Source organism: Methylovirgula ligni (genome assembly GCF_004135935.1).
Classification (GTDB): domain Bacteria; phylum Pseudomonadota; class Alphaproteobacteria; order Rhizobiales; family Beijerinckiaceae; genus Methylovirgula; species Methylovirgula ligni.
Genome location: NZ_CP025086.1, coordinates 413293 through 438352 on the forward strand (window position 1 = coordinate 413293; position 25060 = coordinate 438352).

The 25060-nt window shown below is 63.4% G+C and carries 24 protein-coding genes, 1 other RNA gene and 1 pseudogene; 10 read left to right on the forward strand and 16 right to left on the reverse strand.

All coding sequences use genetic code 11. From position 1 onward, the window contains the following. Positions 1 to 178 precede the first annotated feature (178 nt). The 3 genes and pseudogenes from hpnN to CWB41_RS16535 all read left to right on the forward strand — a co-directional run bounded on the left by hpnN (position 179) and on the right by CWB41_RS16535 (position 4420). Positions 179 to 2833 carry a hopanoid transporter HpnN gene (hpnN, locus tag CWB41_RS01870; protein ID WP_115835678.1) on the forward strand — a complete coding sequence of 885 codons (2655 nt, stop codon included), beginning with the start codon at positions 179 to 181 and terminating at the stop codon, positions 2831 to 2833. Between the two features lie 243 nt (positions 2834 to 3076). After that, a pseudogene (locus CWB41_RS16530) lies at positions 3077 to 3508 on the forward strand (protoglobin domain-containing protein); the annotation flags it as partial. A gap of 195 nt (positions 3509 to 3703) precedes the next feature. Further along, a complete protein-coding gene (locus tag CWB41_RS16535; RefSeq protein ID WP_425373906.1) occupies positions 3704 to 4420 on the forward strand; it encodes a methyl-accepting chemotaxis protein in 717 nt (238 codons plus the stop codon). 27 nt (positions 4421 to 4447) lie between these two features. On the opposite strand, the gene bfr is transcribed toward CWB41_RS16535, so the two are convergent. Together bfr and CWB41_RS16255 are read right to left on the reverse strand one after the other, a co-directional pair. After that, entirely contained in the window at positions 4448 to 4930 is a 483-nt protein-coding gene (gene bfr / locus CWB41_RS01880; protein ID WP_115835676.1) for a bacterioferritin, read from the reverse strand. Between the two features lie 163 nt (positions 4931 to 5093). Beyond that, the gene (locus CWB41_RS16255; RefSeq protein ID WP_181902949.1) at positions 5094 to 5495 is read right to left on the reverse strand and encodes a (2Fe-2S)-binding protein; all 402 of its coding nucleotides are present in this window, start codon (positions 5493 to 5495) and stop codon (positions 5094 to 5096) included. A 301-nt stretch (positions 5496 to 5796) separates the two neighbouring features. Here CWB41_RS16255 and adh point away from each other — a divergent pair, with 301 nt between their 5' ends. Together adh and CWB41_RS01895 are read left to right on the forward strand one after the other, a co-directional pair. Beyond that, positions 5797 to 7317 carry an aldehyde dehydrogenase gene (gene adh / locus CWB41_RS01890; RefSeq protein WP_115835675.1) on the forward strand — a complete coding sequence of 507 codons (1521 nt, stop codon included), beginning with the start codon at positions 5797 to 5799 and terminating at the stop codon, positions 7315 to 7317. Between the two features lie 108 nt (positions 7318 to 7425). Beyond that, on the forward strand, positions 7426 to 7809 hold the full coding sequence (locus tag CWB41_RS01895) for a DUF779 domain-containing protein (protein WP_165203920.1): 384 nt from the start codon (positions 7426 to 7428) through the stop codon (positions 7807 to 7809). A 9-nt stretch (positions 7810 to 7818) separates the two neighbouring features. Here the strand turns inward: CWB41_RS01895 and CWB41_RS01900 are convergent, their stop codons facing one another. Next, positions 7819 to 9072 (reverse strand): hypothetical protein, encoded by a 1254-nt coding sequence (locus CWB41_RS01900; protein WP_115835673.1) that lies wholly within the window; start codon positions 9070 to 9072, stop codon positions 7819 to 7821. 232 nt (positions 9073 to 9304) lie between these two features. Between CWB41_RS01900 and CWB41_RS01905 the strand changes: the two genes are divergently transcribed. From CWB41_RS01905 to CWB41_RS01915, 3 genes are all read left to right on the forward strand, one after another. Beyond that, complete coding sequence (locus CWB41_RS01905; RefSeq protein ID WP_115835672.1) at positions 9305 to 10843, forward strand: YifB family Mg chelatase-like AAA ATPase; 1539 nt, start codon at positions 9305 to 9307, stop codon at positions 10841 to 10843. Positions 10844 to 11033: 190 nt separating this feature from the next. Beyond that, positions 11034 to 11447, forward strand: coding sequence for an EF-hand domain-containing protein (locus CWB41_RS01910; RefSeq protein ID WP_425373448.1), 414 nt, complete (start codon positions 11034 to 11036; stop codon positions 11445 to 11447). A gap of 70 nt (positions 11448 to 11517) precedes the next feature. Continuing rightward, complete coding sequence (locus CWB41_RS01915; protein ID WP_115835671.1) at positions 11518 to 13152, forward strand: ATP-binding protein; 1635 nt, start codon at positions 11518 to 11520, stop codon at positions 13150 to 13152. Here the strand turns inward: CWB41_RS01915 and CWB41_RS01920 are convergent. The 10 genes from CWB41_RS01920 to CWB41_RS01965 all read right to left on the reverse strand — a co-directional run bounded on the left by CWB41_RS01920 (position 13142) and on the right by CWB41_RS01965 (position 19548). Continuing rightward, positions 13142 to 13888 carry a YebC/PmpR family DNA-binding transcriptional regulator gene (locus CWB41_RS01920; protein ID WP_115835670.1) on the reverse strand — a complete coding sequence of 249 codons (747 nt, stop codon included), beginning with the start codon at positions 13886 to 13888 and terminating at the stop codon, positions 13142 to 13144. The genes CWB41_RS01915 and CWB41_RS01920 overlap by 11 nt on opposite strands. 113 nt (positions 13889 to 14001) lie before the next feature. Then, the gene (locus CWB41_RS01925; protein WP_115835669.1) at positions 14002 to 14631 is read right to left on the reverse strand and encodes a cation efflux transmembrane domain-containing protein; all 630 of its coding nucleotides are present in this window, start codon (positions 14629 to 14631) and stop codon (positions 14002 to 14004) included. Continuing rightward, positions 14631 to 15455 (reverse strand): TIGR00282 family metallophosphoesterase, encoded by an 825-nt coding sequence (locus tag CWB41_RS01930; protein ID WP_115835668.1) that lies wholly within the window; start codon positions 15453 to 15455, stop codon positions 14631 to 14633. The genes CWB41_RS01925 and CWB41_RS01930 overlap by 1 nt, the downstream gene beginning before the upstream one ends. Before the next feature lie 36 nt (positions 15456 to 15491). Further along, complete coding sequence (locus CWB41_RS01935; RefSeq protein ID WP_181902948.1) at positions 15492 to 15863, reverse strand: DMT family protein; 372 nt, start codon at positions 15861 to 15863, stop codon at positions 15492 to 15494. Positions 15864 to 15886: 23 nt separating this feature from the next. After that, positions 15887 to 16459: a 5-formyltetrahydrofolate cyclo-ligase gene (locus tag CWB41_RS01940; RefSeq protein WP_115835667.1), complete on the reverse strand. Its 573-nt coding sequence runs from the start codon at positions 16457 to 16459 to the stop codon at positions 15887 to 15889. Positions 16460 to 16492: 33 nt separating this feature from the next. Continuing rightward, a non-coding RNA gene (ssrS, locus tag CWB41_RS01945) (6S RNA) lies at positions 16493 to 16645 on the reverse strand. Positions 16646 to 16719: 74 nt separating this feature from the next. After that, positions 16720 to 17085 (reverse strand): 50S ribosomal protein L20, encoded by a 366-nt coding sequence (gene rplT, locus CWB41_RS01950; protein WP_115835666.1) that lies wholly within the window; start codon positions 17083 to 17085, stop codon positions 16720 to 16722. Positions 17086 to 17135: 50 nt separating this feature from the next. Beyond that, positions 17136 to 17336: a 50S ribosomal protein L35 gene (gene rpmI / locus CWB41_RS01955; RefSeq protein WP_115835665.1), complete on the reverse strand. Its 201-nt coding sequence runs from the start codon at positions 17334 to 17336 to the stop codon at positions 17136 to 17138. Between the two features lie 254 nt (positions 17337 to 17590). Next, on the reverse strand, positions 17591 to 18118 hold the full coding sequence (infC, locus tag CWB41_RS01960; RefSeq protein WP_115835664.1) for a translation initiation factor IF-3: 528 nt from the start codon (positions 18116 to 18118) through the stop codon (positions 17591 to 17593). A 215-nt stretch (positions 18119 to 18333) separates the two neighbouring features. After that, entirely contained in the window at positions 18334 to 19548 is a 1215-nt protein-coding gene (locus tag CWB41_RS01965) for a glycosyltransferase family 4 protein (protein ID WP_115835663.1), read from the reverse strand. Positions 19549 to 19636: 88 nt separating this feature from the next. Here CWB41_RS01965 and CWB41_RS01970 point away from each other — a divergent pair, with 88 nt between their 5' ends. Further along, the gene (locus CWB41_RS01970; protein ID WP_115835662.1) at positions 19637 to 20473 is read left to right on the forward strand and encodes an alpha/beta hydrolase; all 837 of its coding nucleotides are present in this window, start codon (positions 19637 to 19639) and stop codon (positions 20471 to 20473) included. A 9-nt stretch (positions 20474 to 20482) separates the two neighbouring features. On the opposite strand, the gene CWB41_RS01975 is transcribed toward CWB41_RS01970, so the two are convergent. Further along, entirely contained in the window at positions 20483 to 21709 is a 1227-nt protein-coding gene (locus tag CWB41_RS01975; protein WP_425373453.1) for an MFS transporter, read from the reverse strand. A gap of 113 nt (positions 21710 to 21822) precedes the next feature. Here CWB41_RS01975 and CWB41_RS01980 point away from each other — a divergent pair, with 113 nt between their 5' ends. Then, a complete protein-coding gene (locus CWB41_RS01980) occupies positions 21823 to 22749 on the forward strand; it encodes a LysR substrate-binding domain-containing protein (RefSeq protein ID WP_115835661.1) in 927 nt (308 codons plus the stop codon). On the opposite strand, the gene CWB41_RS01985 is transcribed toward CWB41_RS01980, so the two are convergent. Together CWB41_RS01985 and trpS are read right to left on the reverse strand one after the other, a co-directional pair. Then, positions 22727 to 23782, reverse strand: coding sequence for an energy transducer TonB family protein (locus tag CWB41_RS01985; protein ID WP_115835660.1), 1056 nt, complete (start codon positions 23780 to 23782; stop codon positions 22727 to 22729). The genes CWB41_RS01980 and CWB41_RS01985 overlap by 23 nt on opposite strands. 35 nt (positions 23783 to 23817) lie before the next feature. After that, positions 23818 to 24852 (reverse strand): tryptophan--tRNA ligase, encoded by a 1035-nt coding sequence (gene trpS / locus CWB41_RS01990; RefSeq protein WP_115835659.1) that lies wholly within the window; start codon positions 24850 to 24852, stop codon positions 23818 to 23820. Positions 24853 to 25060: the final 208 nt, after the last annotated feature.

Sequence of the window (25060 nt, forward strand, 5' to 3'; positions counted from 1 at the left end):
TTTTTTGGACCGCGCGCTTTTAAGGATGTCCCTGGCAAGTTCATCTTTGCCGAAACTCAAAACAGTTCAGTTAAGGCAGCCCTGCGCGATTAAGCCATCGCAAAATTGGCTTTTGAGCCGAAATTGCCGCGGCCTTGCAAAGATGCCACACATTTTTGACCATTGACGTTGGAAAGACATGGATAATCAACCGAATAGCGCCGCGCCGGGCCAGACCCCGCAAATCGGGTTCATCGGCCGCGCGATCGTCGCTTTGGTAGAAATTTGTTCGCGTTCGGCCTGGACAGTGATCGTCGCGGCGTTCCTCATCGCCGGGGCGAGCGCCTATTACGCGGCGACGCATTTCGCCATCAATACCAACACCAATGATTTCCTTTCGGCAAAGCTGCCGTGGCGGCAGCGGCTCGCGGAGCTCGACAAGGCATTCCCGCAGCGCCACGACGACATCATCGTCGTCATTGACGGCAAGACGCCGGAACTCACCGAGATGGCCGCGCAGAAGCTGCTGACGCGCCTTTCGACCCGGAAAGACCTCTTCGAGAACGTCACCCGGCCCGACAGCGGACCCTATTTCGACCAGGTCGGACTCATGTTCCAGCCGGTCGCGGAGGTTCAGCGCAGCATCGGCGGGCTGATGAAGAGCGAGCCTTTCCTCGCCGCGCTCGCCTCCGATCCGAGCCTGCGCGGCGTCTCGGACGCCTTTTCCTACGTCAATCGCGGCGTCCGCTCGGGCGCCGGCACATTCGACGATTTCAGCCGCCCCATCCTCGTCTTCAGCGGGGCGCTGGAGGATGTTCTCGCCGGCCGGAAGAGCTTCTTCTCCTGGCAGGCTCTGTTCAGCGGCGCACCGCCGGACCCGCGGCAGTTGCGCCATTTCCTGTCGATCAAGCCGATTCTCGATTACGCCGCGCTGCAGCCCGGCCTGGTACCGTCGAATTTCATCCGTCAAAGCGCGAAGGAGCTCGGGCTGACGCCGCAGGACGGCGTCACCGTGCGGCTTACCGGGCCGGTGCCACTCGCCGACGAGGAATTCTCAACGGTCAAGGAGGGCTCCGCGCTCAACGGCGCGATCACCGGGCTCATCGTGCTTTTCATCATCTGGCGGGCGTTGCGCTCGGCCCGCATCGTGCTCGCGGTCGCGCTTGGCGTCATTGTCGGGCTTTGCGTTACCGCAGCGATCGGCCTCCTCATGGTCGGGGCGCTGAACCTGATCTCGATCGCCTTCGCGGTTCTGTTCGTCGGCATCGGCGTCGATTTCGGCATCCAGTTCAGCGTCCGCTATCGGCAGGAACGCTTTGTCCATCCCGACTTCAATACGGCGTTGCGCGCCGCGGCGGTTCGCGCCGGGCGGCCGCTGGCGCTCGCCGCGGCGGCGACGACCTGCGGCTTTTATTCCTTTCTGCCGACCGATTACCGTGGCGTTTCGGAACTCGGGCTCATCGCCGGCACCGGCATGATCATCGCCTTTTTCTCCTCGGTCACTGTTCTGCCCGCCTTGCTGACGGTGCTGAAGCCGCCGGCCGAACAGGACAGCGTCGGCTACAAATTCCTGGCGCCCGTCGATGAATTTCTCGCCCGGCATCGCTATGCGGTCGTCATCGGTACGCTGGCAGTGGCCTTCGCCGGCACGCCGCTGCTCGCGCATCTGCGCTTCGACTTCAATCCGCTGAACCTGCGCGCCAAGGACACCGAAGCGGTGATGACGCTCGATGATCTCACCCGCAGCCACAATCCGGCGGCGAATGCGATCGACATTCTGGCACCCAGCCTCGACGCGACCAAACCGCTCGTCGCCAAGCTGGAAAAGCTGCCTCAAGTCGACGGCGTCCTCACCCTCAACAGCCTCGTGCCCGTCGACCAGGACAAGAAGCTGCCGATCATCGAACATGCGGCGAAATTCCTGCTGCCGCTGTTTGATCCGACGCGCCGCATCGATGCGCCGAGCGATGCCGACGACGTCGCCGCGATGAATGCCGACGCGTTGCAATTCGATATGGCGACCAAGGGCCTCAAAGGCGCGGGCGCCGACGCAGCCCGCCATCTTGCCGATCTCCTGCGCCAATTGGCGAGCGCCCCGCCGGAAAAGCGCGCGGCTGCCCGCACGCTGCTGCTGCCGCCGCTCAATGTGATGCTGGAGCAATTGCATCGCTCGCTGGAGGCGAAGCCGACGACCGTCGCCGACATTCCCCTCAGCTTGCAGCGGGACTGGGTGAGCGCCGACGGGCAGGCTCTGATCTCGGTCGCGCCGAAGGGCGATCAGAACGACAATGATGTCATGAGGCGCTTCGCCAAGGCGGTCCAGGCTGTCGCACCGAACGCGACGGGCGAGCCGATCGCCATCCAGGAATCGGGCGACACCGTCATCCGCGCCTTCATCGAGGCCGGCATCTGGGCGCTGCTCTCGATCAGCGTCCTTCTGTTCATCGTCCTGCGCCGCGTGAGCGATGTGCTGCTCACGCTCGTTCCGCTGCTGCTCGCCGGGGTCGTGACGCTGGAACTCACGGTTCTGTTCCACATGCCGCTCAACTTCGCCAATATCATCGCGCTGCCGCTGCTGCTCGGCCTCGGCGTAGCGTTCAAGATCTATTTCGTGATGGCCTGGCGCGCGGGCACGACGAATCTTTTGCAATCGAGCCTGACGCGGGCCGTCTTCTTCAGCGCGATGACCACAGCCACCGCTTTCGGCAGTCTGTGGCTGTCGCATCACCCCGGTACGTCGAGCATGGGCAAATTGCTGGCCATGTCGCTGGTGACGACGCTGTGCGCGGCTGTGCTCTTCCAGCCGGCGCTGATGGGGCCGCCGCGCAAAAAGCACGGCGAAGTCGCGAACTGAAGCGCGTTGCGGCAATCGCGTGCGAGATTTGACGCTTCAAATCTTGCGCTATGTCATGCCTTTTGTTCCCCGCCTTTTCAGTTCGCGGCCTAGCGCGCAAGATGGGGTTACGCTGTGGCTTTCTTCGCGCGCTAAAGGCGGCGCAAGCCGCGAATTCGTTAACCCTCTTCCCCTATAAAAAATCAACGGCCGCGCACAAAGCAGGTCGGCCACGCGGGCAAAGTTCGCGACAGGATCATTTCGATGAACCAGCAGCAAAACATCGCTGCGCGCCTGCAATTCCACTGCATCGATACGGCGACACGCGACACGCTTCGCGCTTCGCGGGAGTACCTGCTGCCGTTGCTGCCGGGAATACTCGACCGATTCTACACCCACGTACTCAAGACGCCGCAGACGGCGCGTCTCTTTACCAGCGACGCGCATGTACAACATGCCAAGGCCATGCAGCTAAAGCACTGGGGGCTGCTGTTTCAGGGCCGTTTCGAAGATGAATACGTCGCCGCGGTCACCCGCGTCGGCGAAGCGCATTACAGGATCAACCTCGAACCTCAATGGTATATCGGCGCCTACGATTTTCTGCTGGGCGAGCTTCTCGAGGCGATCGGCCCCAAGCGCGGCTGGACGCTGTTTCGCCGGCATCACGGCGACACCGCGGCGCTGCAAAAGGCGGTGACGAAAGCCATTATGCTCGACATGGATTATGCGATCGCCGTCTATCTCGAAGCCGGCAAGCGCGACCGGGCGTTAATCGATCGCCTTGGGGGCACGCTGAGGGATTCCGTCGGCGCGATCGTCACATCGCTCTCCACGGCGGCGACGGATATGCACACTGCCGCCGAAGAGCTCACCCAATCGGCGGAAACGACCATGGGCCGCGTCGGCGCGGTCGCCACTGCTACGGAGCGGACATCGGGCAATATCTACGCCGTCGCGACGGCAACCGAGGCCGTCGCGGAAGCGATTTCGGAAATCAGCCGGCAAGTGAAAACCGCATCGGCCGTGACGGCGAAGGCCGTGGCAATCAGCGGCAACGCGGTCGCCAAGATGGAGAAATTGTCGGAGGCGTCCGAGCAGATCCGCGCGGTCCTCGATCTCATCAACCGGATCGCCGGCCAGACCAATTTGCTCGCGCTCAATGCGACGATCGAGGCCGCCCGCGCTGGCGAGGCTGGCCGCGGTTTTGCCGTCGTCGCGCAGGAAGTGAAAATGCTCGCGAGCCAGACCAGCGGCGCGACCGTGGAGATCGGCGCCCAGATCGACGACGTCCGCGGTCTCATTGCCGAAACCGCAGGGGGAATCGGCGCGATCGCCGAAGTCGTCCGCCAGATCAACGGCATCTCCGACGCGATCGCCTCGTCAATGCACAAACAGGACGCCGCGACCAAACAGATCGCCACGACCATTCAGCAAATCTCGCACGGGACGGCGGAAGTTTCCGAGAGCATGAGCGACGTCAACCGAGCGGCAGAGACGACGGGGTCTGGCGCGTCGCATGTGCTTTCCTCGGCGCGCGATCTTGCGACCCAGGCCGGGCGACTGCATCAGGACGTTCTCGATTTTCTGTCGCAAGTCGCCGCAGCCTGAGCGTGCGGAAGGCCCGCGGCGATGCGATCAATCCTCGTGCAACTCGCCGATATGCTTTTGTGAGTAGAGCTGGATGCCGACCTGCCGGATCAGTTCCTGCTGCGTCTCGAGGAAATCGATGTGCTCTTCCTCGTCCTTCAGCAGATGGTCGAAAAGTTCCTTCGACACATAATCGCGGACGGAGAAGCTGTAATCGGCGGCCTCGGTATAAAGCCGGTGCGCGTCGCGCTCGGAAGCGAGATCGGCGGCGATGATCTCTTCCACCGTCTGGCCGATCCGCAGCGGATCGAGGACCTGGAGGTTGGCGAAGCCGTCGAGGAAAATAATGCGCTCGACGAAGCGATCGGCGTGCTCCATCTCCTCGATCGATTCCTTGCGCCACTTCTTGGCAAGTTCCTTATAGCCCCAATTGTCGAGCAGCCGGTAATGCAGCCAATATTGATTGATGGCGGTCAGCTCGCTGCGAAGACCGCGATTGAGATAGTCGATGACGCGCGCGTCGCCTTGCATTTAGAACTGCTCCATCCTTGGCTGAATTGGGCGCAACCTAAGCTAGTTAGAATGCTCCGGCAATAGCAGAAGGCCGGAGCGTGACGATGCCCCAGTGTCTAAAACAGTTTAGGAGACGGCTTATTGACAGCGCGCAAAGACGGCGCCTGCGGAAAATAAATTTTCAGGAAAAAGTCGGACCCGTCGCGGCCGCGCAGGCGTCGCAATTCTTCTCGCAGCCGCTACCCTCATGCGCCGACGGCGCCGAGCGGCGGGCATGGCCATGATGATGATCGTGGGCGTGATGATGATCGTGGCGATGGTCGTGCGGGTGATGGTGGTCGTGAGCGCGGGCGGCGACCGCCCAATCCTGCTCCCTCGCCGCGGCCAGATGAAGATTTTCGCCCGCACCGGCCTGCTTCAAGGCATCGTCGATGATCGTGCGCACGGTCTCAAAACACCGCCCGCAGCTTGGCCGGCAGCCGAGGCAGCGATAGACGGCGCCCGGCGTCCGCGGCGATTTCTCACTCTGGATCGAAGCCTTGACGCTCGTATCTGAAATCGCATTGCAGGAACAAATGATCATTTTCTGCTGCAACTCAATCCTGCGCGACAGGCACGTCCGGCACGCAATGTTCGGTTGAGTAAAGTAATGGCGGCGAATTGGGCCCGCTGCAAGAGTAATGGCCAAACTTTATAGGCGTTAAAAAGAAGAGCCGTCCTGTTTAAAACCAATACAAACTGAAGGTCCAAAGAAACCCCATTCCGCGGCGCCCGCGCCGGGCTCAAGCCACGGCTCAGTCTAAGACTTCTGGCCTATTGCCTCCGCCGGGCGGAAGACGATAATGCGCGCCAATCAAACCAGTGTAAGATAGGGAGGTCGAAGTATGCTCGCGCAAAGCCTTCAGGAATTAAGGCAGCAGGTCGCGCTCCGCGAACGCTATGACAATTTCATCGGCGGCAAATGGGTCCCGCCGGTCAAAGGCCAGTATTTCGATAACATCAGCCCCATCACCGGCAAGCCGTTCTGTCAGGTCGCGCGTTCGACCGCGGAAGATATCGAGCTCGCGCTCGACGCCGCCCACGCCGCCCGCGAAGCCTGGGGCAATACAGCGCCGTCGCAGCGCGCAAAGCTCCTGAACAAGATCGCCGACCGGCTTGAAGGCAAGCTGAGCCTGCTCGCGCTCGCCGAAACGATCGACAATGGCAAGCCGATCCGCGAGACGACCGCCGCCGACGTGCCGCTGGTCATCGACCATTTCCGCTACTTCGCCGGCTGTATCCTCGCGCAGGAAGGCGGCATCTCCGAACTCGACCACACCACGGTCGCCTATCATTTCCACGAGCCGCTCGGCGTCGTCGGCCAGATCATCCCCTGGAACTTCCCGCTGCTGATGGCGGCTTGGAAGCTTGCCCCGGCGCTCGCCGCCGGCAATTGCGTGGTGATGAAACCGGCCGAGCAGACACCGGCGAGCATCATGGTGCTCGCCGACATTATCGCCGACATCCTGCCGCCCGGCGTCCTCAACATCGTCAATGGTTTCGGTGTCGAGGCCGGCAAACCGCTGGCGCAGAACAAGCGCATTGCCAAGATCGCCTTCACCGGCGAGACGACGACGGGCCGGCTCATCATGCAATATGCGTCGGAAAACATCATTCCGGTGACGCTGGAACTCGGCGGCAAATCGCCGAACATCTTCTTCGCCGACGTGATGGCCGAAGACGACGATTTCTTCGACAAGGCGCTCGAAGGTTTCGCCATGTTCGCGCTGAACCAGGGCGAAGTCTGTACCTGTCCCAGCCGCGCGCTCGTGCAGGAATCGATCTATGACAAGTTCATAGAAAGGGCGATCAAGCGCGTCGAGAAGATCAAGACCGGCCACCCGCTCGATCCTTCGACAATGCTCGGCGCGCAGGCCTCGAACGATCAATTGGAGAAGATCCTCTCCTATATCGACATCGGCAAGAAGGAAGGCGCGAAAGTGCTGACCGGCGGCGCGCGTAACGTTCTCGGCGGCGAACTCGCCGAGGGCTATTACGTCCAGCCGACGGTCCTGCAAGGCAACAACAAGATGCGTGTCTTCCAGGAAGAGATCTTCGGCCCGGTTCTCGCGGTCACGACCTTCAAGACCGAGGCCGAAGCGCTCGAAATCGCCAACGACACGATCTTCGGCCTTGGCGCCGGCCTGTGGACGCGCGACATCAACCGTGCCTATCGCATGGGGCGCGGCATTCAGGCGGGCCGCGTCTGGACGAATTGCTACCACCTCTATCCGTCGCACGCGGCCTTCGGTGGCTACAAGAAGTCCGGCATCGGCCGCGAGAATCACAAGATGATGCTCGACCATTATCAGCAGACGAAAAACCTGCTGGTGAGCTACAGCCCGAAAGCGCTCGGCTTCTTCTGAGGGGGCGCCGATCGGACTTGACGCCGGGCCTCGGCGTCCCAGATGTTAAGGAGCGGCCTCGGGCCGCTCCTTTGTTTTCGCGCCGGCTATCGCTACAGGGAGGCGGCTTTGTCCGAACGTGTCACAGCAACCCCCGCGGCTCTCGCGCTCATCTCCAAGCTTGAGGCGGTCCACGGCCCGTTGATGTTCCACCAATCCGGCGGCTGCTGCGACGGCTCGGCACCCATGTGCTATCCGCGCGGGGATTTCCGCGTCGGCAAGAGCGATGTGAAGCTCGGCATCATCGGCGATGCGCCGTTCTATATGAGCGAGTCGCAATTCGAATATTGGCAGCACACGCATTTGACGATCGATGTCGTGCCCGGCCGAGGCTCGGGTTTCTCGATCGAATCGCCGGAGAATGTCCGCTTTCTCACCCGCAGCCGGCTGTTCACCGACGACGAACTGGCGCAGCTTGCGCCGGTCGAAAGCGGCGAAGAAGCTCTCCATTAATTATCCGCTCTAGGCCTCGAGAGCATCGGCCTCTTCGTCGGGTTCGAGCGGCCCATCCTCCGCGGCTGGCGCCAGCGGCCGCTTGGCGCGCGGTGCGGCCTTGCACATCAGCGCGAGGGCGATGGCATCGAGCCCGTTGAGCGACATCCACCAGATTTGCGTCGTCTCGGTGCCCCAGACCGCAACGACAAGACCGGCGACGAGCCCGGCCAGCAAAGCCGGCGCGATGGCGACCGGCGCATTTCCCGCGGCGATGAAGGCGCTCACCGCCAGCACGGCGAAGGCAATAGCGCCGAGGACGCCGAGTTCATACCAGATCTTGAACAGGATACTGCCCGGCGCATCCGCCGGCAGAACGCCGATTTCGACCGCACGGGTCGCGAAATCAAGCCCGTGGCCGGTAATGAAGCGGGGCCATTCCTGCACGATGACATCGGCGAAGACGAGGCCCGGGCCGACATGCGGGAGATGCCCGACGCTCACCAGAGCCAGCACGATCAGCGCCGCAGCGGGGGCGAGTAGGACCAAAGCCGCGAGCCCGAAACCGAGGATTTGCCCGACCCTCTGCGGCTCGCTCACCGCGACCGCGTAGACGACCGCGGCCAAAGCCAGGCCGACCAGAGCGATTTCGACAAACGTCGCCAGCACCGCCGCCGTCACGGCCCCGGCCAAAACCACGGCGAGGAGCCATTTTTCGCGGAGCGCCAGCCCGCCGATCGCCGGCCACAGAAGAACCGTGAGCGTCATCACGCAGCGCTGCGCCAGGGTCGCGTCGGGCGTGTCGCCCTGCCAAAACATGCGCGGCGCGAAGAACGTGAGGACGATCGTCGCGACCGCCACGATCGCAAGGCCGATGGGCAGCAAATAGAGATTCGTGGCCCTGGTCTTTTCCGGCAGCGAGAGGATGGCGAAAAAAACCACCAGCGCCGTGAGCGCCGCTTTGAGGAACCGGGTCACCGCTTCGTCCGGGAACGGCGTCCAGAGCAGCGAAAGGCCCGCCCAGAAAAACAGGAACAGAGCCGCGCCGGCGATGGGCGAGCGCAGGAGCCTGGCGAGCTTCAGCCCCGAGCCGCGTTCTTGCGCCACCCGCCCGGCGACGATGAGGATACAGGCGCCGACCGGCAGGAACACATAAAGCGGTCCGCGGAAAACAAGCTCCGCCACCGGCGTCAGAACCATCAGCAGGATGAGCGCCAGCCAAAGTAGAAGTCGCGCCGCAGCGGCGGCGGGATCGGCATAGGCTCTAGAGGCAGCGGCGGCCATATCGCATCCTGAACAAGCTAAGCACCCTTGCTAAGCACCCTTGGCGCAAGATTCGAACCGCCGCAATGAGCCTTGCGGCAATGCACCTGCCTTGAATAGCAGCGGCGCACAGGTGTTTTTCTATGTTCCCGAATTGTTCTTGCTGCTTTCCTCGGGATATGCTTAGCTTTTTATGAGCGCGGGGCGTCCGAAGTGAGGGCTCGCGCGAGGGACTGCCGCGAGGGGGCGGGCGATGGTGGTACGTGTCGCGACGGTAGCCTTCGAGGGGATCGAAGCGCGGCCGGTCGATGTCCAGGTGCAGATCGCTAACGGCAATGTGATGTTCACGCTCGTCGGTCTCGGCGACAAGGCCATCGCCGAATCGCGCGAACGGGTGCGCGCAGCGCTCAACGCCTCGGGTCTTGCCCTGCCGGCGAAGCGGATCACCGTCAATCTCGCGCCCGCCGATCTGCCGAAGGAAGGCAGTCATTACGATCTGCCGATCGCCATCGGCATCATGGCGGCGATCGGCGCCATCCCCGCCGATGCGATCCAGGGCTTTACCGTTCTCGGCGAATTGGCCCTCGATGGCGCGATCACCGAAGTCGCCGGAGTTCTGCCTGCGGCCATCGCCGCCAATGCCCGCGGCCAGGGCCTCATCTGCCCGGAGGCACGCGGCGGTGAGGCCGCCTGGGCGTCGCAGGATATGGAGGTGCTGGCGCCGCGTTCGCTCATCCAGCTCGCCAACCATTTCAAGGGCGCTCAGGTCCTCAGCCGGCCGAGCCCGGCGATGCGCCAGGGCGGTGGAATGCTACCCGATCTGCGCGACATCAAGGGTCAGGAGAGCGCCAGGCGGGCGCTCGAGATCGCCGCGGCGGGCGGCCACAACCTGCTGATGAGCGGACCGCCGGGCGCCGGCAAATCCATGCTGGCGGCGCGGCTGCCTTCGATCCTGCCACCGCTGACGCCGCGCGAACTGCTCGAAATCTCACTCATCCAATCCGTTGCCGGGCAATTGGCGGGTGGCGCGCTCACCGACCGGCGGCCGTTCCGCGCGCCGCATCATTCGGCCTCGATGGCGGCGCTGGTCGGCGGCGGCGTGCATGCGCGGCCGGGGGAAATTTCGCTCGCGCATCAGGGCGTCCTGTTTCTCGACGAATTGCCCGAGTTCCAGCCGCAGGTTCTCGATTCGCTGCGCCAGCCGCTGGAGACCGGCGAAGTCGCCATCGCGCGCGCCAATCACCGCATCACCTACCCGGCGCGTTTCCAGCTCGTCGCGGCGATGAACCCGTGCCGCTGCGGCCATGCTCTCGATCCGGGCTACAGTTGCAGCCGGCAGCCGGCCGCGCGGTGCGTCGGGCAATATCAGGCACGGCTCTCCGGCCCGCTGCTCGACCGGATCGACCTGATGATCGAAGTGCCTGCCGTCAACGCCGCCGATCTGCTGCTGCCGCCGGCGGCAGAGGGCTCGGCCGAAGTTGCCGCCCGCGTCGCCGCGGCGCGACAAGTGCAGGTGCGACGCTATTCCGAATTCGGCCTGCCGCATGTCTTCACCAATGCGGCCGCCCCGGGCCACGCGATCGAAGATTTGGCGCGACCGGATACGGCGGGCATGGTTCTGCTGCGCGAGGCCTCCGAGCGGCTCAATCTGTCGGCGCGGGGCTTTTACCGCATCCTGAAACTGGCGCGCACGATCGCCGATCTTGACGGCGCCACGACCGTCGGACGGCCGCATCTCGCCGAGGCCTTGTCCTATCGCATCGGCGCGCCGAAGGAATTGCGCGCGGCCTAGAGACGGCGCGCCGGATTGCAGGTCCTACCGCAATGCGGCATTTTATTTCTGGAGACTTTATAATTCGGGAATTTTTCTAATTATTGTGGGAATTTTAGAATTTTTTCCAAGTATTTTGCCTTGATTTTCGGACTTTTTCTTCCTATTCTTTCGATATAGTTTCGCATTGCATCATTTTATGGAGAGACGCATGCCCAAATTCCCGCGTTCCGTCGCGATTTTGTTTGGCGCGTTTGGTCTGTGCACCGCGCCGCTCGTTATGCTCCCGATTTCTTCGGCCTCTGCGGCAGCTTTGACCGCCGCTGATACCGACAAGGACGGCACGATCGACCTCAATGAGGCAAAGGCCGCCGCGAGCGTGGAATTCGACAAGCTGGATAAGGACAAGGACGGCACGATCGACCTCAAGGAAGCCGCCCATCACGTCAGCAAAGCGAATTTCTCCGCGGCTAACTCGGATAATGACAAGACACTGACCAAGGACGAATATCTCGCGCTTGTGACCAAGCTCTTCCGGGCAGCCGACAAGGAAAACGATGGCACCATCGATTCCAAGGAGCTGCATTCGAAGGCGGGTATCGAGCTCGATCGCGCCATCCGCTGATCGGCACACGCCTTAAACTCTCGCCTTTCCGGGCAACACAATCGCAAGGCTTCGCGCATTAGATTGATCTATGCGCGAAGCCTTTCTTTTTCCGCCGCCCCCAGCCACGCCGGATACGGCAGCGCCGACGCCGGAAGTCGCAGCGCAGACCTATGCGCTGAAGGAAGCGGAAATCGCCCGCGACCGTGCCGAGGCCGCGAACGAAGCCAAATCCCGGCTTCTCGCCACCATGAGCCACGAGATTCGCACGCCGCTTAACGGCATTCTCGGGCTCGCCGATCTGCTGGCCGCGACCACGCTCGATCCCGAGCAGCGCGCCTATGTCGAGGCGATCCGCAACTCGGGCAAAAGCCTCGCCGGCCTTGTCGATGAAATCCTCGACCTTGCAAAACTCGAGGCCGGCAAGGTTCCGCTCACCGAGGCGCCATTCGATCTCGCCCTGCTGGTCGAAGGCGCTGTCGAGATTTTAGCGCCGCGCGCGCATGCGCGGGGTCTCGACATCGCAAGTTTCATTGGCGCCGATGTCCCGCCGCGCGTCGTCGGCGATGCGGCACGGCTGCGGCAGGTGCTGCTCAATCTCGTCGGCAATGCGGTGAAGTTCACCGCGCATGGCGGCATCGGCCTGCGCGTCGCGCGCGATCACGCGCAGATCAAATTCATCGTCAGCGATACCGGCCCGGGAATCGCGCCGCAGAGCGCCAAGTTCATCTTCGAGGAATTCACCCAGGCGACGCCACGCGAAGCGGGCGGCTCGGGTCTCGGCCTTGCGATCTCACGGCGGCTGGCCGAGCGGATGGGCGGCAGGCTCGAACTCGAATCGACCACGCCGCAAGGCTCGACCTTCGCGCTGACGCTGCCTCTGCCCGCCGCGGTGAGCGCCGATAAAGCCCCTGAGGAGCGTCTCGAACGGCGCATTCTAGTTGTCTCCCCCTCGCCCTTCGAGGCGCCTTATCTCGTCGAGAAATTGTTCGAGCTTGGCGCCGAAGTGACACGCGCCGCGAGCCTCAAATCCGGCCTCGCCGCCATCGAAAGCGCCCGCGCGGGCGATGCGCTGCCGCAGACTCTGATTGTCGATTGCAGTCTTGGCGACAGCGCGGTTTTGACGCTGGGTGCAGCAGCGCAGGACGCCGGCATTGCGCAAAGGCTCGTACTGTTCACTGCCGCGGAGCGGCGCGCCTTCGGCCAGAAATCCCTCGCCGCATTCGACGGCTGGCTGGTGAAGCCGCTGCGGCTGCGCTCGCTGCTCGCCCGTCTTGGCGTCGAAGCGCCTGCTCCCGTGGCCGCCGCGCCGCCCGCTCCGCCCCTCGATCTTTCCGGCCGTCGAATTCTGCTGGCGGAGGACAATGACATCAACGCGCTGATCCTGCAGAAGCATCTGGAAAAGCGCGGCGCGAAGATCACCCGCGTCGCCGATGGCGAAGCGGCGCTGACGCGAGCGCAAGCGGCTTTAACGGAAGTGGGCTTCGACGCCGTGATTCTCGACCTGCGGATGCCGGGGCTCGACGGCCTCACCCTGGCGCGGGAAATCCGCCGCCTCGAGAGCGAGGCCGGAGCCGCGCCCAGCCGGCTCATCGCCGTCTCGGCCGATGCCTTCAGAGATACCGAACGCGAGGCGCAGGCGTCGGGCATCGACCTCTTCCTGACCAAGCCCGTCGATTTTGCCGGCCTCGATGCGGCGCTTGCAGAGCTGTCTGCTAACCGCTGAGCTTGGCGATCAGCGCGTCGGAAATCTCGAAATTCGCATAGACATTCTGCACGTCGTCGTTGTCTTCGAGCACATCAACGAGCTTTAGAATCTTCTCGCCCGCCTCGTCGTCGACCGCGATGCTCGTCTGCGGCTTCCAGACGAAGCCGACCTTGCTCGGCTCACCGAATTTTGCTTCGAGTTTCTGCGCGACATCGCGCATCGCTTCGAGCGTCGTCGTAACCTGATGCGTTTCCTCGTTCGAGCTGACATCTTCGGCGCCGGCATCGATCGCGGCTTCGAGAATGGCATCCTCGGACGCGGCCTTCCGCGGAAACTCGATGACGCCGACATGATCGAACATGAAGGAGACGGCGCCGGTCTCGGCCAGCGTTCCGCCCGCCTTGCTGAAATACGAGCGCACTTCGCCCGCGGTGCGATTGCGATTGTCGGTCAGCGCCTCGACGATGACGGCGACGCCGCCCGGCGCATAGCCCTCGTAGCGCACTTCATCGTAGTTCTCCGAATCGGCAGCGGAGGCCTTCTTGATCGCGCGCTCGATGTTGTCCTTCGGCATGTTTTCCACGCGGGCGGCAAGCACCGCCGCGCGAAGCCGGGCATTCATCGCGGGGTCCGGCAGGCCGAGCTTGGCAGCGACGGTGATTTCGCGCGCCAGCTTGGAGAAGAGCTTGGAGCGGATCGCATCCTGCTTGCCCTTCTTGTGCATGATATTTTTGAACTGACTATGCCCTGCCATGCGGACCTCTAATCCTGCCTAAAATCCGTGTTTCAACGCTATCGGCCGCGCTTGGCCGCCTTTTGGCCGCTCTATAAGCCGCCGGAGCGGGAAAATAAAGGAAGAGAGCCAGCCTAACCGGGCGCGTCCGGGCCGCCCAGGGCCGCGCCATGCTCGCTCCGGGCGGCCTCCCAGATTTCTCTTGCGGCATCGGCGTTGAGCGCGGCGATGCCGAGGCCGACGACGATGTCCGGCCAGATGCTGGGCCAGAGCGCCGTCACGCCGGCCGCCGCCATGATCGCGATATTGGCGATCATATCGTTGCGGGCGGACAGAAACGCCGCCCGCGTCAGGCTGCCTGCCGCATTGCGCACCCGCGCCAGCAGGAGCGCACAGGTCGTGTTGACTGTGAAGGCCGCGAGGCCGGTCAACGCAAAGAGCGCGGGCTCCGGCACCAGCGGCGTGGCCGAGATGAGCTTATGCGCCAGGGTCACAAGGAACGCGATCGCGGGAAGCAGCAGCACGCCGGCGAACGCGAAGCCGAGCCGCGCCCGAGTCAATGGCGAGAGACGGACGGCGGCGAGCACCAGCAAACTCATCGCCGTGTCTTCGACGAAATCGACGCTGTCGGCGAAAAGCGAGACAGAGCCGATCGACAGGGCGACAATGAACTCGACAACAAAAAAAGTGAGATTCAGCCCGATGACGAGCCACAGCGTTTGCCGCAGCCGTTTATCAGCCTCTGACGGTCCCGCACCGGGCATCAGGATCCCTCCCAGAACTCCGGCCCCGCTTGCGAAAGTCGGCCGCCGATCCGCACCGGCGCGACCTTTACGGCATGGCCGCGCGCATCCGTTTCGACGGCGAGGCCACAGAGGGTCGCGGGACCGGCGGCCGGCTCCAGCCTGTTGCCCGGCAATTTGGTGACGAAGCGGCGCAGCGGCTCTTCCTTTTCCATGCCGATGACCGAATCATAATCGCCGGTCATGCCGGCGTCGCTCTGATAGGCGGTGCCCTGCGGCAGGATTTGATAATCGGCCGTCGGTACATGGGTATGCGTGCCGACGACGAGCGAGACGCGGCCGTCGACAAAATGCGCGAAACCCTGCTTCTCGCTGGTTGCCTCGGCATGAAAATCGACAATCGCCGCATCGCAGGCCTCGCCCAGCGGACAGGCGGCGATCTCCCGCTCGCCGACGGCGAAAGGATCGTCGAGTGCGTCCATGAACAGCCGGCCCATGAGATTGATGACGAGCACGCGGGCGCCGGCCGCCGTCTCGATCAGCGCCGCGCCGCGGCCCGGTGCACCGGGCGGAAAATTCGCCGGACGCACAAGGCGCGGCTGATGGGTGATGAAGCTCAGAGCCTCGCGCTGATCGAAGGCGTGATTGCCAAGCGTCACGCAATCCGCGCCGGCGGCGAGGAAATCACCGAAGATCGCCTCGGTGATGCCGAACCCGCCGGCGGCGTTCTCACCATTGACGACGACGCAATCGAGCCGCCACGCCCGGCGCAAATCGGGCAGAGTGTCGGTGAGCGCAAGCCGCCCGGCCCGGCCGACGATATCGCCGATGAAGAGAAGCCGCATTCAGAAATCCCGCTGCTTTGCCAGCATAAAAGGTGGCTAGCCGAAACGCCAATTGTCGAACGGCCCCTTGAAGACGAAGAAGGCGCCGAGCGCAATCAGGCCGAAGCCGACGACATGGTTAAGCGTCAGACGCTGGCCGAGATACAGTACCGAGAAGACCGCGAAGACGATGAGCGTGATGACCTCCTGCATGGCCTTCAGCTCCGCCCCGTCATAAACCGCGCTGCCATAGCGGTTGGCCGGTACGGCGAAGCAATATTCGGCCAGCGCGATCATCCAGCTCAGGATGATGACCAACCACAGCGGCTTGTCCTTGAACTTCAAATGCCCGTACCAGGCGAAGGTCATGAAGATGTTGGAGCAGGTGAGAAGAACAATCGGCAGCAGGCGCGTCGGGATGTTGAGCATGAAAGCCTTCCGTTGGGACGCGGCTAGCCGCAGGTAATCCATTCGCGGTCGGTCAGGACGTAATCGAGTTTTTCGTCATAAGGCTCGGCCGGAATCGCAGCAAATTCCTGCGCCGCATAGGCGATGCCAACGGCGACGATCTCTTGCCTCTGCCGTAGCCGTGCCAAAGTGCGATCGTAAAAGCCCGCGCCATAGCCAAGACGATTGCCGGCGCGGTCGAAGCCTGCGACCGGCACGAAGAGCAGATCGGGAAAAACCTCCGGCGCCAGCACTGGCTCCATGATGCCCCATTTGGCCTCGGCAAGCGGACTGCCCGGCGCCCAGAGACGGAATTCCAGCGGTTTGCGAAAGCCCTGCATCACCGGAAGCGCGGTCGCGATGCCCCGCGCTGCGAGGCGCTCGAGCAATGGCAGCGTCGCAACCTCATCCTTGATCGCCCAGAAGGCCGAGGCGATCTTGGCGCCGTGCGCAGCGGCGAAATCGGCGCCGGTCTCAGCAAGCCGCGCCGCGAAGGCGCGCGCCTGCGGCTCCGTCACCTGCGCCCGCCGCGCCAGAGCTTCGGCGCGCAAGGCGGCTTTGGAGGGCGCATCCGTCAAGGCCGGGCTGGATGATCTCGCGTGAAGGGAAAGCGCGGGGCCACGATGGCCGTGGGATTCGATCCCGGGAACCTACAAAGTAGGTGGGCGCCGTGTACCCTAGCCCACGGGCTAAGACAGGGACAGCTCCCGTCGAGATCAATAAGGCCCCGGGGAATATGATCCTCACGCACCCCGCAGCTCCGCCCGATCAATTTAGGCTTGCCGGGCGGCGATTGCCAGAGGCAATCGCGCACCAAATCGGGATGCGTTCCGGGGATTCAGGCCTGCGCCGGCAGGGCGCCCTTGACCTGCTCGACGATCGCCTTGAACGCCGCCGGTTCGCTGATCGCGAGCTCGGACAGCACTTTGCGGTCGATCTCGATGCCAGCCCGGTCGAGGCCGTTGATGAAGCGCGAATAGGTCAGGCCGAATTCGCGCACCGCGGCGTTGAGGCGCTGGATCCACAAAGCGCGGAACTCGCGCTTGCGAACCTTGCGGTCGCGCGTCGCATATTGCATCGAGCGATCGACCGCCGCCTTGGCGGCACGGATGGTATTCTTGCGGCGGCCGTAGAAACCTTTGGCGGCCTTCAGGGTCTTCTTATGCTTGGCGTGCGAGGTGACGCCGCGTTTGACGCGAGCCATGAAACATCTCCGAAAATCACGAAATCAAGGAAGCTGGCGACGGCCCGGAATCAGCTGTTGGGCAGGAAGAACTTCTTCACATTGTCGCCGTCGGTCTTGAACAGCACGTTGGTGCCGCGCAGATTGCGGATCTGCTTGTTGGTGCGCTTGATCATGCCGTGGCGCTTGCCGCGATGGGCATAGACCACTTTGCCGGTGCCGGTCAGCTTGAAACGCTTCTTGGCGCCGGACTTCGTCTTCAACTTGGGCATTTGCTCGTCTCCATAGGCGGACCCGCGCCGGGCGCGGCCACCAGATTTTTGTTTGAGCGGAAAAAATCCCGCTCCCGTTCGTTACCGAACGAGCGAACAAACCGCCACGGCAGCCCTTATCAGCCGGGCGGTTCGGGGAAGCGGTGCTTATAAGCGCAAAGCGGCTGCGAAGGCAACCGCCGCATTTGGCGTTTTGGAACCGGATGCGGGTGGAAAACCGCTCCGCATTTTTCCCTGTCCCAGCCGGAAAGTGCCTATTTTGGCGCCAGGACCATCACCATCTGGCGGCCTTCCATCGACGGCTCGGCCTCGACCTTGGCAAATGGCAGGGTCTCGCTGCGGACCCGCTCCAAAAGCTTGTAGCCAAGCTCCTGATGCGCCATCTCGCGGCCACGGAAGCGCAAAGTGACCTTCACCTTGTCGCCTTCCTCGAAAAACCGCATCACCGACTTCATCTTGACCCCATAATCATGGTCATCGATGCCGGGACGCAGCTTGATCTCCTTGATCTCAACGATTTTCTGCTTTTTGCGCGCTTCGGCGGCCTTCTTCTGCTCGAGAAAGCGGAATTTGCCGTAATCCAGAATTTTGCAGACGGGCGGGTTGGCTGTCGGAACGATCTCGACAAGGTCCAAGCCGGCATCATCGGCCAATTGCTGCGCCTCGAGAATCTGGACGATGCCGCGGTTCTGACCTTCGGCGTCGATAAGCTGAACTTCGCGGACGCGGATTTCTCGGTTAATGCGCGGCCCATCTTTTTGCGGGGCCTGGGTGCTCTTCATAGGACGGCGAATGGGCTCAATCTCCTTTTGCTAATAATCGAACCCGGCGCTTGCGGCGGGAACCGCGCAAAGCAGCTCACCAGCGTCACAAACGTACCGGGCCCGTACTAAAAATCGGCGCATTGGGCAGGGAAGTCAATGCGGCTTTATATATTGCGGACAAAAGACTTGCCCCGCGGCTTCCCCGCCACGGCCCCGGCGTTGCTGCCCAAGCGTCAGCGGCCGATCAGTTCCGCATAGGCCGCCAGCGTCTCGGCCTGCATCCGCGCCACCGAATAACGGCCGAGAACCTGCGTGCGGGCGCGCAGCGACATGGCCTCCCGCGCGCTCGCGCCCAGCATGAGAACGTCATAAACCGCCGCCGCCAGGGCGCGGGCGTCGCCGGGCGGCACGCGCCAGCCTGTGCGCTCGGCGATAGCCACCTGCGGCGGGGCGGCGACAATTTCTGCTAGCCCGCCAAGATCGGAGACGACGACGGGCGTACCCATCGCCTGCGCCTCGGCCGTCACCCGACTGAAGGTTTCCGGCTCCGTCGCGGGAATGACAGCGACGGTCGCGGCGAGCAGAGCGGCCGGCATGTCGGCGCAATGGCCGGTGCGCCGGACGATTCCCTCGAGGCCCGCCTTGGCGATGGCCGCGTCGAGCTCCCGGACATAGGCGCCGCGGCCCTGCTCGTCCCCGGCGAGGATGAATTTGACCCCGCGCAGCCCTGCCGAGGTCAGCAGCCGCGCCGCCTCGATCAGAACTTTATGCCCCTTATGCGCGACAAGCCGCGCCGGCAGCAGGACGATCCGCTCGTCGCTCCCGACATTCCAGGCGTTACGCAGGGCGAGCACGCGAGCCGCATCGACGTCCTGCGGGGCGAAGACGCGGAAATCGATGCCGCGCGCGACGACGCGGACGCGCCCCGACACGGCGGGATACAGACTTGCGATGTGCTGCGCCGTGAAAGCCGAATTGGCGATGACAATATCGCCCTTCGCCATCACGGCATTGTAGTTCAGCTTGAACACCCCGCCGCCCGAATAGCCGGCGTGATAGGTGGTCACGAAGGCAATACGCGGCCGCCGGGTCGCGCCATAGGCGACCCAGGCCGGCGCGCGCGAGCGGGCATGGACCAGCGTCACGCGCTCGCGCCAAATGAGATGGGCGAGCTTTCGCTTGTTGAGCGCCATCGCCAGCGGATTTTTTGTCTGCGCCGGAAACGGCAGCCAGAGCCCCCCCTTGGCCTGCAGTTCCGGAACCAGCCGGCCGCCGGCGCTGGCGACGAGGGGCCGCGCGCCCACACTGGCGAGCGCCTCGGCGATCTCGATGATCTGCTCGGTCCCGTCGGCGCCGAGCACGGGGACGATCTGCAGGATCGTCTGCCCGGCCAGCGGATGCGGACCGCGCTGCGGCCAGACGGCGGCGCTCAGGCTCTGCCATGTCATGCTCGGTATCGTCCGCGCTCTTGCGAAGGCCACCCGAACTTTGCTCTAGAGCTAAGGACGTTCATGGGGAAAGGATAAAGGCGCGGCGATGCACAACCAATTAACGACCGGCCCGGCGGAGCTTCGTCCACAATTCCTTGGCATCGGCGTCCCCGCCAAGCGGCGCATCGCCTTCCTCAACCGCGCGGCGACCAATTCCGCCCTGCCCGGCCTCGTCTGGCTCGGCGGCTTCATGTCCGACATGCGCGCGACGAAGGCCAGCTTTCTCGACGAACAGGCGGCGCGGACCGGGCGCGCCTTTCTGCGCTTCGATTATTCCGGCCACGGCGAGTCCGAGGGCCGGTTCGAAGACGGGACGATCGGCGTCTGGCTGGAAGAATCGCTGGCCGTGATCCGGCAGGAGAGCCGCGGCGCGCAAATCCTCGTCGGTTCGTCAATGGGCGGCTGGCTGGCGCTGCTCTGCGCCGAGGCCCTGGCGAAAAGCGGCGAGGCAGAACGGCTCGCCGGCCTCATCCTCATCGCGCCGGCCGTCGATATGACCGAGCGGCTGATCTGGGACGGGCTCAAGCCCAGCCAGCGCCGGGAGATCGAGAAGAAAGGCCGCTGCTTTCTGCCTTCGGCCTACTCGGACCAGCCCTATCCGATCACCCGCGCGCTGATCGAGGAAGGCCGCAAACATCTGATCCTCGACGGGACGATCCGCACCCATTGTCCCGTCCACATCCTGCAAGGAATGAACGATACCGACGTACCCTGGACCCATGCAACGCGGCTTGTCGAACATCTCGCCGGCGATCCGGTCACGCTGACTTTGGTGAAGGATGCCGAACATCGCTTCTCGCGCCCGGCCGATCTCGCCCTGTTGGCGCAAGCGATCGAGAACATCGTCGCGACACCGGCGCAAGGCGAACTCGATTTTGATTGAAGTCAGCCGCTATGCCCCGCTGATTTGTCGCTCGGCTTCCGACCAATCCGCTGTGGCTTTGCGCAGGAAGGGACGCAAGGCGAGAACCAAGGGAATGATCGCCGCTGCCGTCAGCGCCGCCGCGATGACGCCAACGTTTCTGTCGGAATGATCCGCGATCGCACCATAAGCAATCGGGGCCAGCCCTCCCAAGCTGATGACGCCCGTGTAAAACAGAGCAAAAGCGCGACCGACTTCGCCCTTTTTCGCCAATTCCGGAACGGTCCCGTAAAGAACGGAGGATGTGCCGTTGAGGACAATTCCAAGACACGGAAGAAGCGCGACGGCCAGCCCGAGGGGCGCCATCAGTGTCGCCACCATGAAGAGGCATGTTGCCGCTTCCGTGACGATCACGCTCCAGACAACGCCGAGATGCTGACCGAGCCAGCCGCAGCATGCTTTGCCCAATGCGCCACCGGCGAAAAGCAAGGCAAGGCCGACGCCAACAGTCGCTTCAACGCCGCCCTTGCTGTGAAGGAGAAATGGCAAAAACAGGAGATAGCCCATGCGCGTCGCGGTATCGAGCGCACCGATGGTCAGGAGCAGACCGAACCCGCGGCCGTCATGTCCGTCGACTCGCGGCTTTCCCTTGTTCGACTCAAGGAATTGTTGCGGTAGGAGAGCGAGCAAACCCAGCGCGACCGCCAATCCGACCAGGGCCGTGAGGCCAACAATCGATTGCCAGGCGAAGATCGGCAACAGCAGCGCCACGATGGCCGGAAAGGTCGCCTTTCCCAAGTCGCCGGCGAAATTATAAACGCCCAGCGGTCCCCGCGAATCTTTTCCGTAGCCCTTCGTGACCAGAAGCGACGCGCACGGATGCTGCACGCTCGATCCGAGTCCGGCTAGCACCAAACCAATGCAGAGGCCGGTAAACCGAAATGGAAGAGCCATGACGAGATAGCCGGCGGCGGAGATGAGCGTTGCCAGCACCAAAGCGTTGCGCGCACTGAGATTCGCCGTGAGCCGGCCGGCCGGCACCTGCAGACCGCCCATCGTTCCCGAGTAGAGCGCACGCACCGCGGCCAAGCCGGCGTACGAGAGGCCGAATTCCGCCTGCCAGACGGGCAAAAGCACATAAAGCAGGTCCGTATAGCCGTCATGCAGGAGGTGGGCGAGGCAAGCGCCGAGGAAGTTACGGCGGCGGAGAGATTGTTCGGCATTTCGCTTTTTTTGCGCCCAATCCAACGACGTCATCATGTTCTGCAATCACCCGGTTTCCGCTTCCTTCCGGGGATTCTATACACGTGAGTTTTTATCGACTAGAACCGTTAGATTCACCAGTATTGTCTCTTTTTCTCACGGGTCCCATGCGTCGCCTGCCGCCGCTCAACGCTTTACGCGTCTTTGAAGTCGCTGCTCGAACGGGGAGTTATGCCAAAGCCGGAGTCGAACTCGGACTGACACACGGCGCCGTCAGTCGCCAAATCGCAGCATTGGAAACATGGCTCGGCCAGCGCCTGTTTGTGCGGACGGGCCGGCGCATGACGCCGACACCCGCAGCGCGCGCCTTTGCCGCCGAGGTCAGCTTGTCGTTCGACCGTATGATCGCCGCGGCCGAAGCCTGCGGATATCCGTCCGTGCGCTCTATTCTCCGCGTCGACGCTCCAACCACTTTCGCCATGCGCTGGCTGATCCCCCGTCTCGAGCGGTTTCACGCGCAACGGCCGGAGGTGGAAATCTCGGTCACGACGGCGACGACCCTCCGTGATGAATTGCGCGGGGGCTTTGATCTCGCGATACGGCGAGGATCGGCGGAACGGGACGCGTGGCCCCAATATCAGGCGGTGCCTTTTCTGGACGAGGCAGATACGTTGATCGTGAGCCCCGCACTATTCGAACGGCAACCGCTCCACCAGCCGGCCGATATCGCGAACCACATTCTGTTGGGAAGCGAGACCCGGCCGGGCGATTGGGCCGATTGGCTGGAACGGGCTGGTCTGCCGCATCGCGCCGAGCAACGGCGGCGCGTGTTCGATCATTTCTTCGTCACGCTTCAGGCGGTGGCCGATGGTCTTGGCATTGGCATCGGGCCTTTCCCGGTCCTTCAAACCGATCTGGAAACGGCACGGATTCTGACGCCGTTTCCGACAATTCTTGTGCCCCGCACCGGCTATGTCGCCCTTATTCCCTTCGACGCAAATAAATCATCGGCTTTGACGGGTTTTATCGAATGGCTCGTCGCGGAAGGCGCAGTGCCGCATGCGCGCCACCTCACTTCGGCGCCGGGAAAGTGATATCCGCCGCAAAGACCTTCTGCGCGCCGGGCGGCGGCTTCGGGAAAGGCGCGGCGCGCTGCACCAACGCCAGACTTTCGACATCGAGCGCGGCATCGCCGCTGGAGCGCAGCAATTTCTCGTTCTTCACCGTGCCGTCGTCGTTCAATTCGAAGGCGACGAGCGCCGTACCCGAAGCGCCGCGACGGCGCGCATCTTCAGGAAACTCCTTGTTCAATTCCAGCATGCCGAAAACGAGCGTCTGATAGTTCACGGCCTCGTCGCCATCGGCGGAGGGTTGCGGCACGGCGACGGCGCGGGAATTGTCCTGCATCAGGCCCTCGGCCCGGCCCTCTGGCGAACCCGATGGAGTGACCGGCGGCGGTGGGTTTGCAGGTTGCGGCTTAACAACCGGCAAAGGGGGCGGCGGCTGAACCGGAGGCACCGGCTTGACCGCTTCCGCTGGTTTTGGCGGTTCCGGCTTCGGGGCGTCAAGCTTCGGGGCTTCAGGCTTGGCGACCTCCGGCTTGGGCGGTGGCGCGGGCTTGGCCGGCTGGGGCTTGGGTGGCTGGGACTTGGGTGGCTCAAGCTTCGGCGGCGAGGGTTTCACCTCTGTTTTGGGCTGCGGCTTGGCCTGCGGCGGCTTGGACGCCTCGGGCTTGGGCGCAGCGGCGGGTTTGGACGTATCAAGCTTGGACGTATCAGCCTTGGACGCGGCTGGCTTGGGCTTGCCCGGCTCAGTGCCATGCGGATCGCCCTTCGAGCCACCAGAGGGCTTGGCGTCGGGGGGCGCGGTGACCAGATCGACCGGAATTTCCAGCGCCGCATCGGGCTTGAGCGGCGGCGCGTGCTCCAGCCAGACGAGGGCCGCGAGCGCCGCGAGATGGAGGAGAATGCTCGCGCCGATCAGCCCGGCGAAGAACGACCGGCTTTGCGCCAGACGCAGCACGGCCGCGGTCGTCTCGTCGGCGCGCTGCGTCGCGCCCTTGCTATCGGCGTCCGGCCATTGCGCCCTGAACAGGGGCTCAAATGTCGCGGGCGAATCCTCGGCCAAGCCAAAACTCTTGCATGACGACCCCCGCCGGGATGCTAGCGCACAAAGCCAACGATGTCTTTGACGGCCTTGACCGTCTCAGCGGCGATAGCCCGCGCCCGGGACGAGCCGTCAGCGAGGACGGAATCGATGTAGCTCTCCTCCCTGGAGAGCCGCGACATTTCGGCGCCGATCGGCGCAAGCCTGGCGACGAGGAGATCAACCAGCGCCGCCTTGAAAGTCGAGAAATTGGCGCCGCCGAACGTCTGCAGCACCTGAGCCTTTGTCTCCTCGTTCACCGCGGCGAAAATGCCGACCAGATTGTCGAGCTCCGGCCGCCCGGCAAGGCCCGCAATCTCGCTCGGCAGCGGCTCGGGATCGGTCTTCGCCTTGCGAATTTTCTGGGCGATCGTATCGGCGTCGTCATCGAGATTGATACGCGAATAATCGGAAGGGTCCGATTTCGACATTTTCTTGGTGCCGTCGCGAAGGCTCATCACCCGCGTCGCCGGTCCCTGGATCAGCGGCTCGGGCAGCGGAAAGAAAGCCTCGCCATGGCCGTGCTCGGCGATTGAGGCGGCGAAATCGAGATTGAATTTCTGCGCGATGTCGCGGGCGAGTTCCAGATGCTGCTTCTGGTCCTCGCCAACCGGCACATGCGTCGCCCGATAGGCGTGAATATCGGCCGCCATCAGCACCGGATAATCATAGAGCCCGACCGAGACATTCTCGCGGTCCTTGCCCGCCTTCTCCTTGAATTGCGTCATCCGGTTCAGCCAGCCGAGCCGCGCGACGCAATTCAATATCCAGGTAAGCTCTGCATGTTCGGCGACTTGGCTCTGATTGAAGACGATATGCTTTGTGGCGTCGATGCCGGCGGCGAGATAGGCGGCCGTCACCTTGCGGATACTGGCTTTGAGCTCGGCAGGATCCTGCGGCACTGTGATGGCGTGCAGATCGACGACGCAATAGATGCAATCATGCGTGTTTTGCAGCGCGACGAATTTGACGATCGCGCCGAGATAATTGCCGAGATGCAGATTGCCGGTCGGCTGCACGCCGGAAAAAACGCGTTGATGAAATTCGGCCATCGCCGGGGAACTCCAGATACAAGGTGGCGGGTCTTATGCCGCCCCTACCCCATCGTGGCAAGCCGCTGGCGGTGCGAAGCGGCGGCATCCTTCGAGACGCAAGCTCCGCTTGCTCCTCAGGATGAGGGCCGCGCCCCAACGGCCTCATGCTGAGGAGCGGCCTGGTGAATAGGCCGCGTCTCGAAGCGCGAGGCCGTCGAGCCTGTGT

Excerpts from the sequence above, each read along its gene's own strand:
- trpS (WP_115835659.1), bottom strand. The coding sequence starts at position 24,852 with ATGGCCGAATTTCATCAACGCGTTTTTTCCGGCGTGCAGCCGACCGGC.
- rplT (WP_115835666.1), bottom strand. The coding sequence starts at position 17,085 with ATGGCTCGCGTCAAACGCGGCGTCACCTCGCACGCCAAGCATAAGAAG.
- rpmI (WP_115835665.1), bottom strand. The coding sequence starts at position 17,336 with ATGCCCAAGTTGAAGACGAAGTCCGGCGCCAAGAAGCGTTTCAAGCTG.
- bfr (WP_115835676.1), bottom strand. The coding sequence starts at position 4,930 with ATGCAAGGCGACGCGCGCGTCATCGACTATCTCAATCGCGGTCTTCGC.
- CWB41_RS01980 (WP_115835661.1), top strand. The coding sequence starts at position 21,823 with ATGCGTCGCCTGCCGCCGCTCAACGCTTTACGCGTCTTTGAAGTCGCT.
- infC (WP_115835664.1), bottom strand. The coding sequence starts at position 18,118 with ATGAAGAGCACCCAGGCCCCGCAAAAAGATGGGCCGCGCATTAACCGA.
- CWB41_RS01925 (WP_115835669.1), bottom strand. The coding sequence starts at position 14,631 with ATGCCCGGTGCGGGACCGTCAGAGGCTGATAAACGGCTGCGGCAAACG.
- CWB41_RS01965 (WP_115835663.1), bottom strand. The coding sequence starts at position 19,548 with ATGACATGGCAGAGCCTGAGCGCCGCCGTCTGGCCGCAGCGCGGTCCG.
- CWB41_RS01920 (WP_115835670.1), bottom strand. The coding sequence starts at position 13,888 with ATGGCAGGGCATAGTCAGTTCAAAAATATCATGCACAAGAAGGGCAAG.
- CWB41_RS01905 (WP_115835672.1), top strand. The coding sequence starts at position 9,305 with ATGGTGGTACGTGTCGCGACGGTAGCCTTCGAGGGGATCGAAGCGCGG.
- hpnN (WP_115835678.1), top strand. The coding sequence starts at position 179 with ATGGATAATCAACCGAATAGCGCCGCGCCGGGCCAGACCCCGCAAATC.
- CWB41_RS01900 (WP_115835673.1), bottom strand. The coding sequence starts at position 9,072 with ATGGCCGCCGCTGCCTCTAGAGCCTATGCCGATCCCGCCGCCGCTGCG.
- CWB41_RS01910 (WP_425373448.1), top strand. The coding sequence starts at position 11,034 with ATGCCCAAATTCCCGCGTTCCGTCGCGATTTTGTTTGGCGCGTTTGGT.
- CWB41_RS16255 (WP_181902949.1), bottom strand. The coding sequence starts at position 5,495 with ATGATCATTTGTTCCTGCAATGCGATTTCAGATACGAGCGTCAAGGCT.
- CWB41_RS01970 (WP_115835662.1), top strand. The coding sequence starts at position 19,637 with ATGCACAACCAATTAACGACCGGCCCGGCGGAGCTTCGTCCACAATTC.
- CWB41_RS01930 (WP_115835668.1), bottom strand. The coding sequence starts at position 15,455 with ATGCGGCTTCTCTTCATCGGCGATATCGTCGGCCGGGCCGGGCGGCTT.
- CWB41_RS01975 (WP_425373453.1), bottom strand. The coding sequence starts at position 21,709 with ATGACGTCGTTGGATTGGGCGCAAAAAAAGCGAAATGCCGAACAATCT.
- CWB41_RS16535 (WP_425373906.1), top strand. The coding sequence starts at position 3,704 with ATGGGCCGCGTCGGCGCGGTCGCCACTGCTACGGAGCGGACATCGGGC.
- CWB41_RS01935 (WP_181902948.1), bottom strand. The coding sequence starts at position 15,863 with ATGCTCAACATCCCGACGCGCCTGCTGCCGATTGTTCTTCTCACCTGC.
- adh (WP_115835675.1), top strand. The coding sequence starts at position 5,797 with ATGCTCGCGCAAAGCCTTCAGGAATTAAGGCAGCAGGTCGCGCTCCGC.
- CWB41_RS01915 (WP_115835671.1), top strand. The coding sequence starts at position 11,518 with ATGCGCGAAGCCTTTCTTTTTCCGCCGCCCCCAGCCACGCCGGATACG.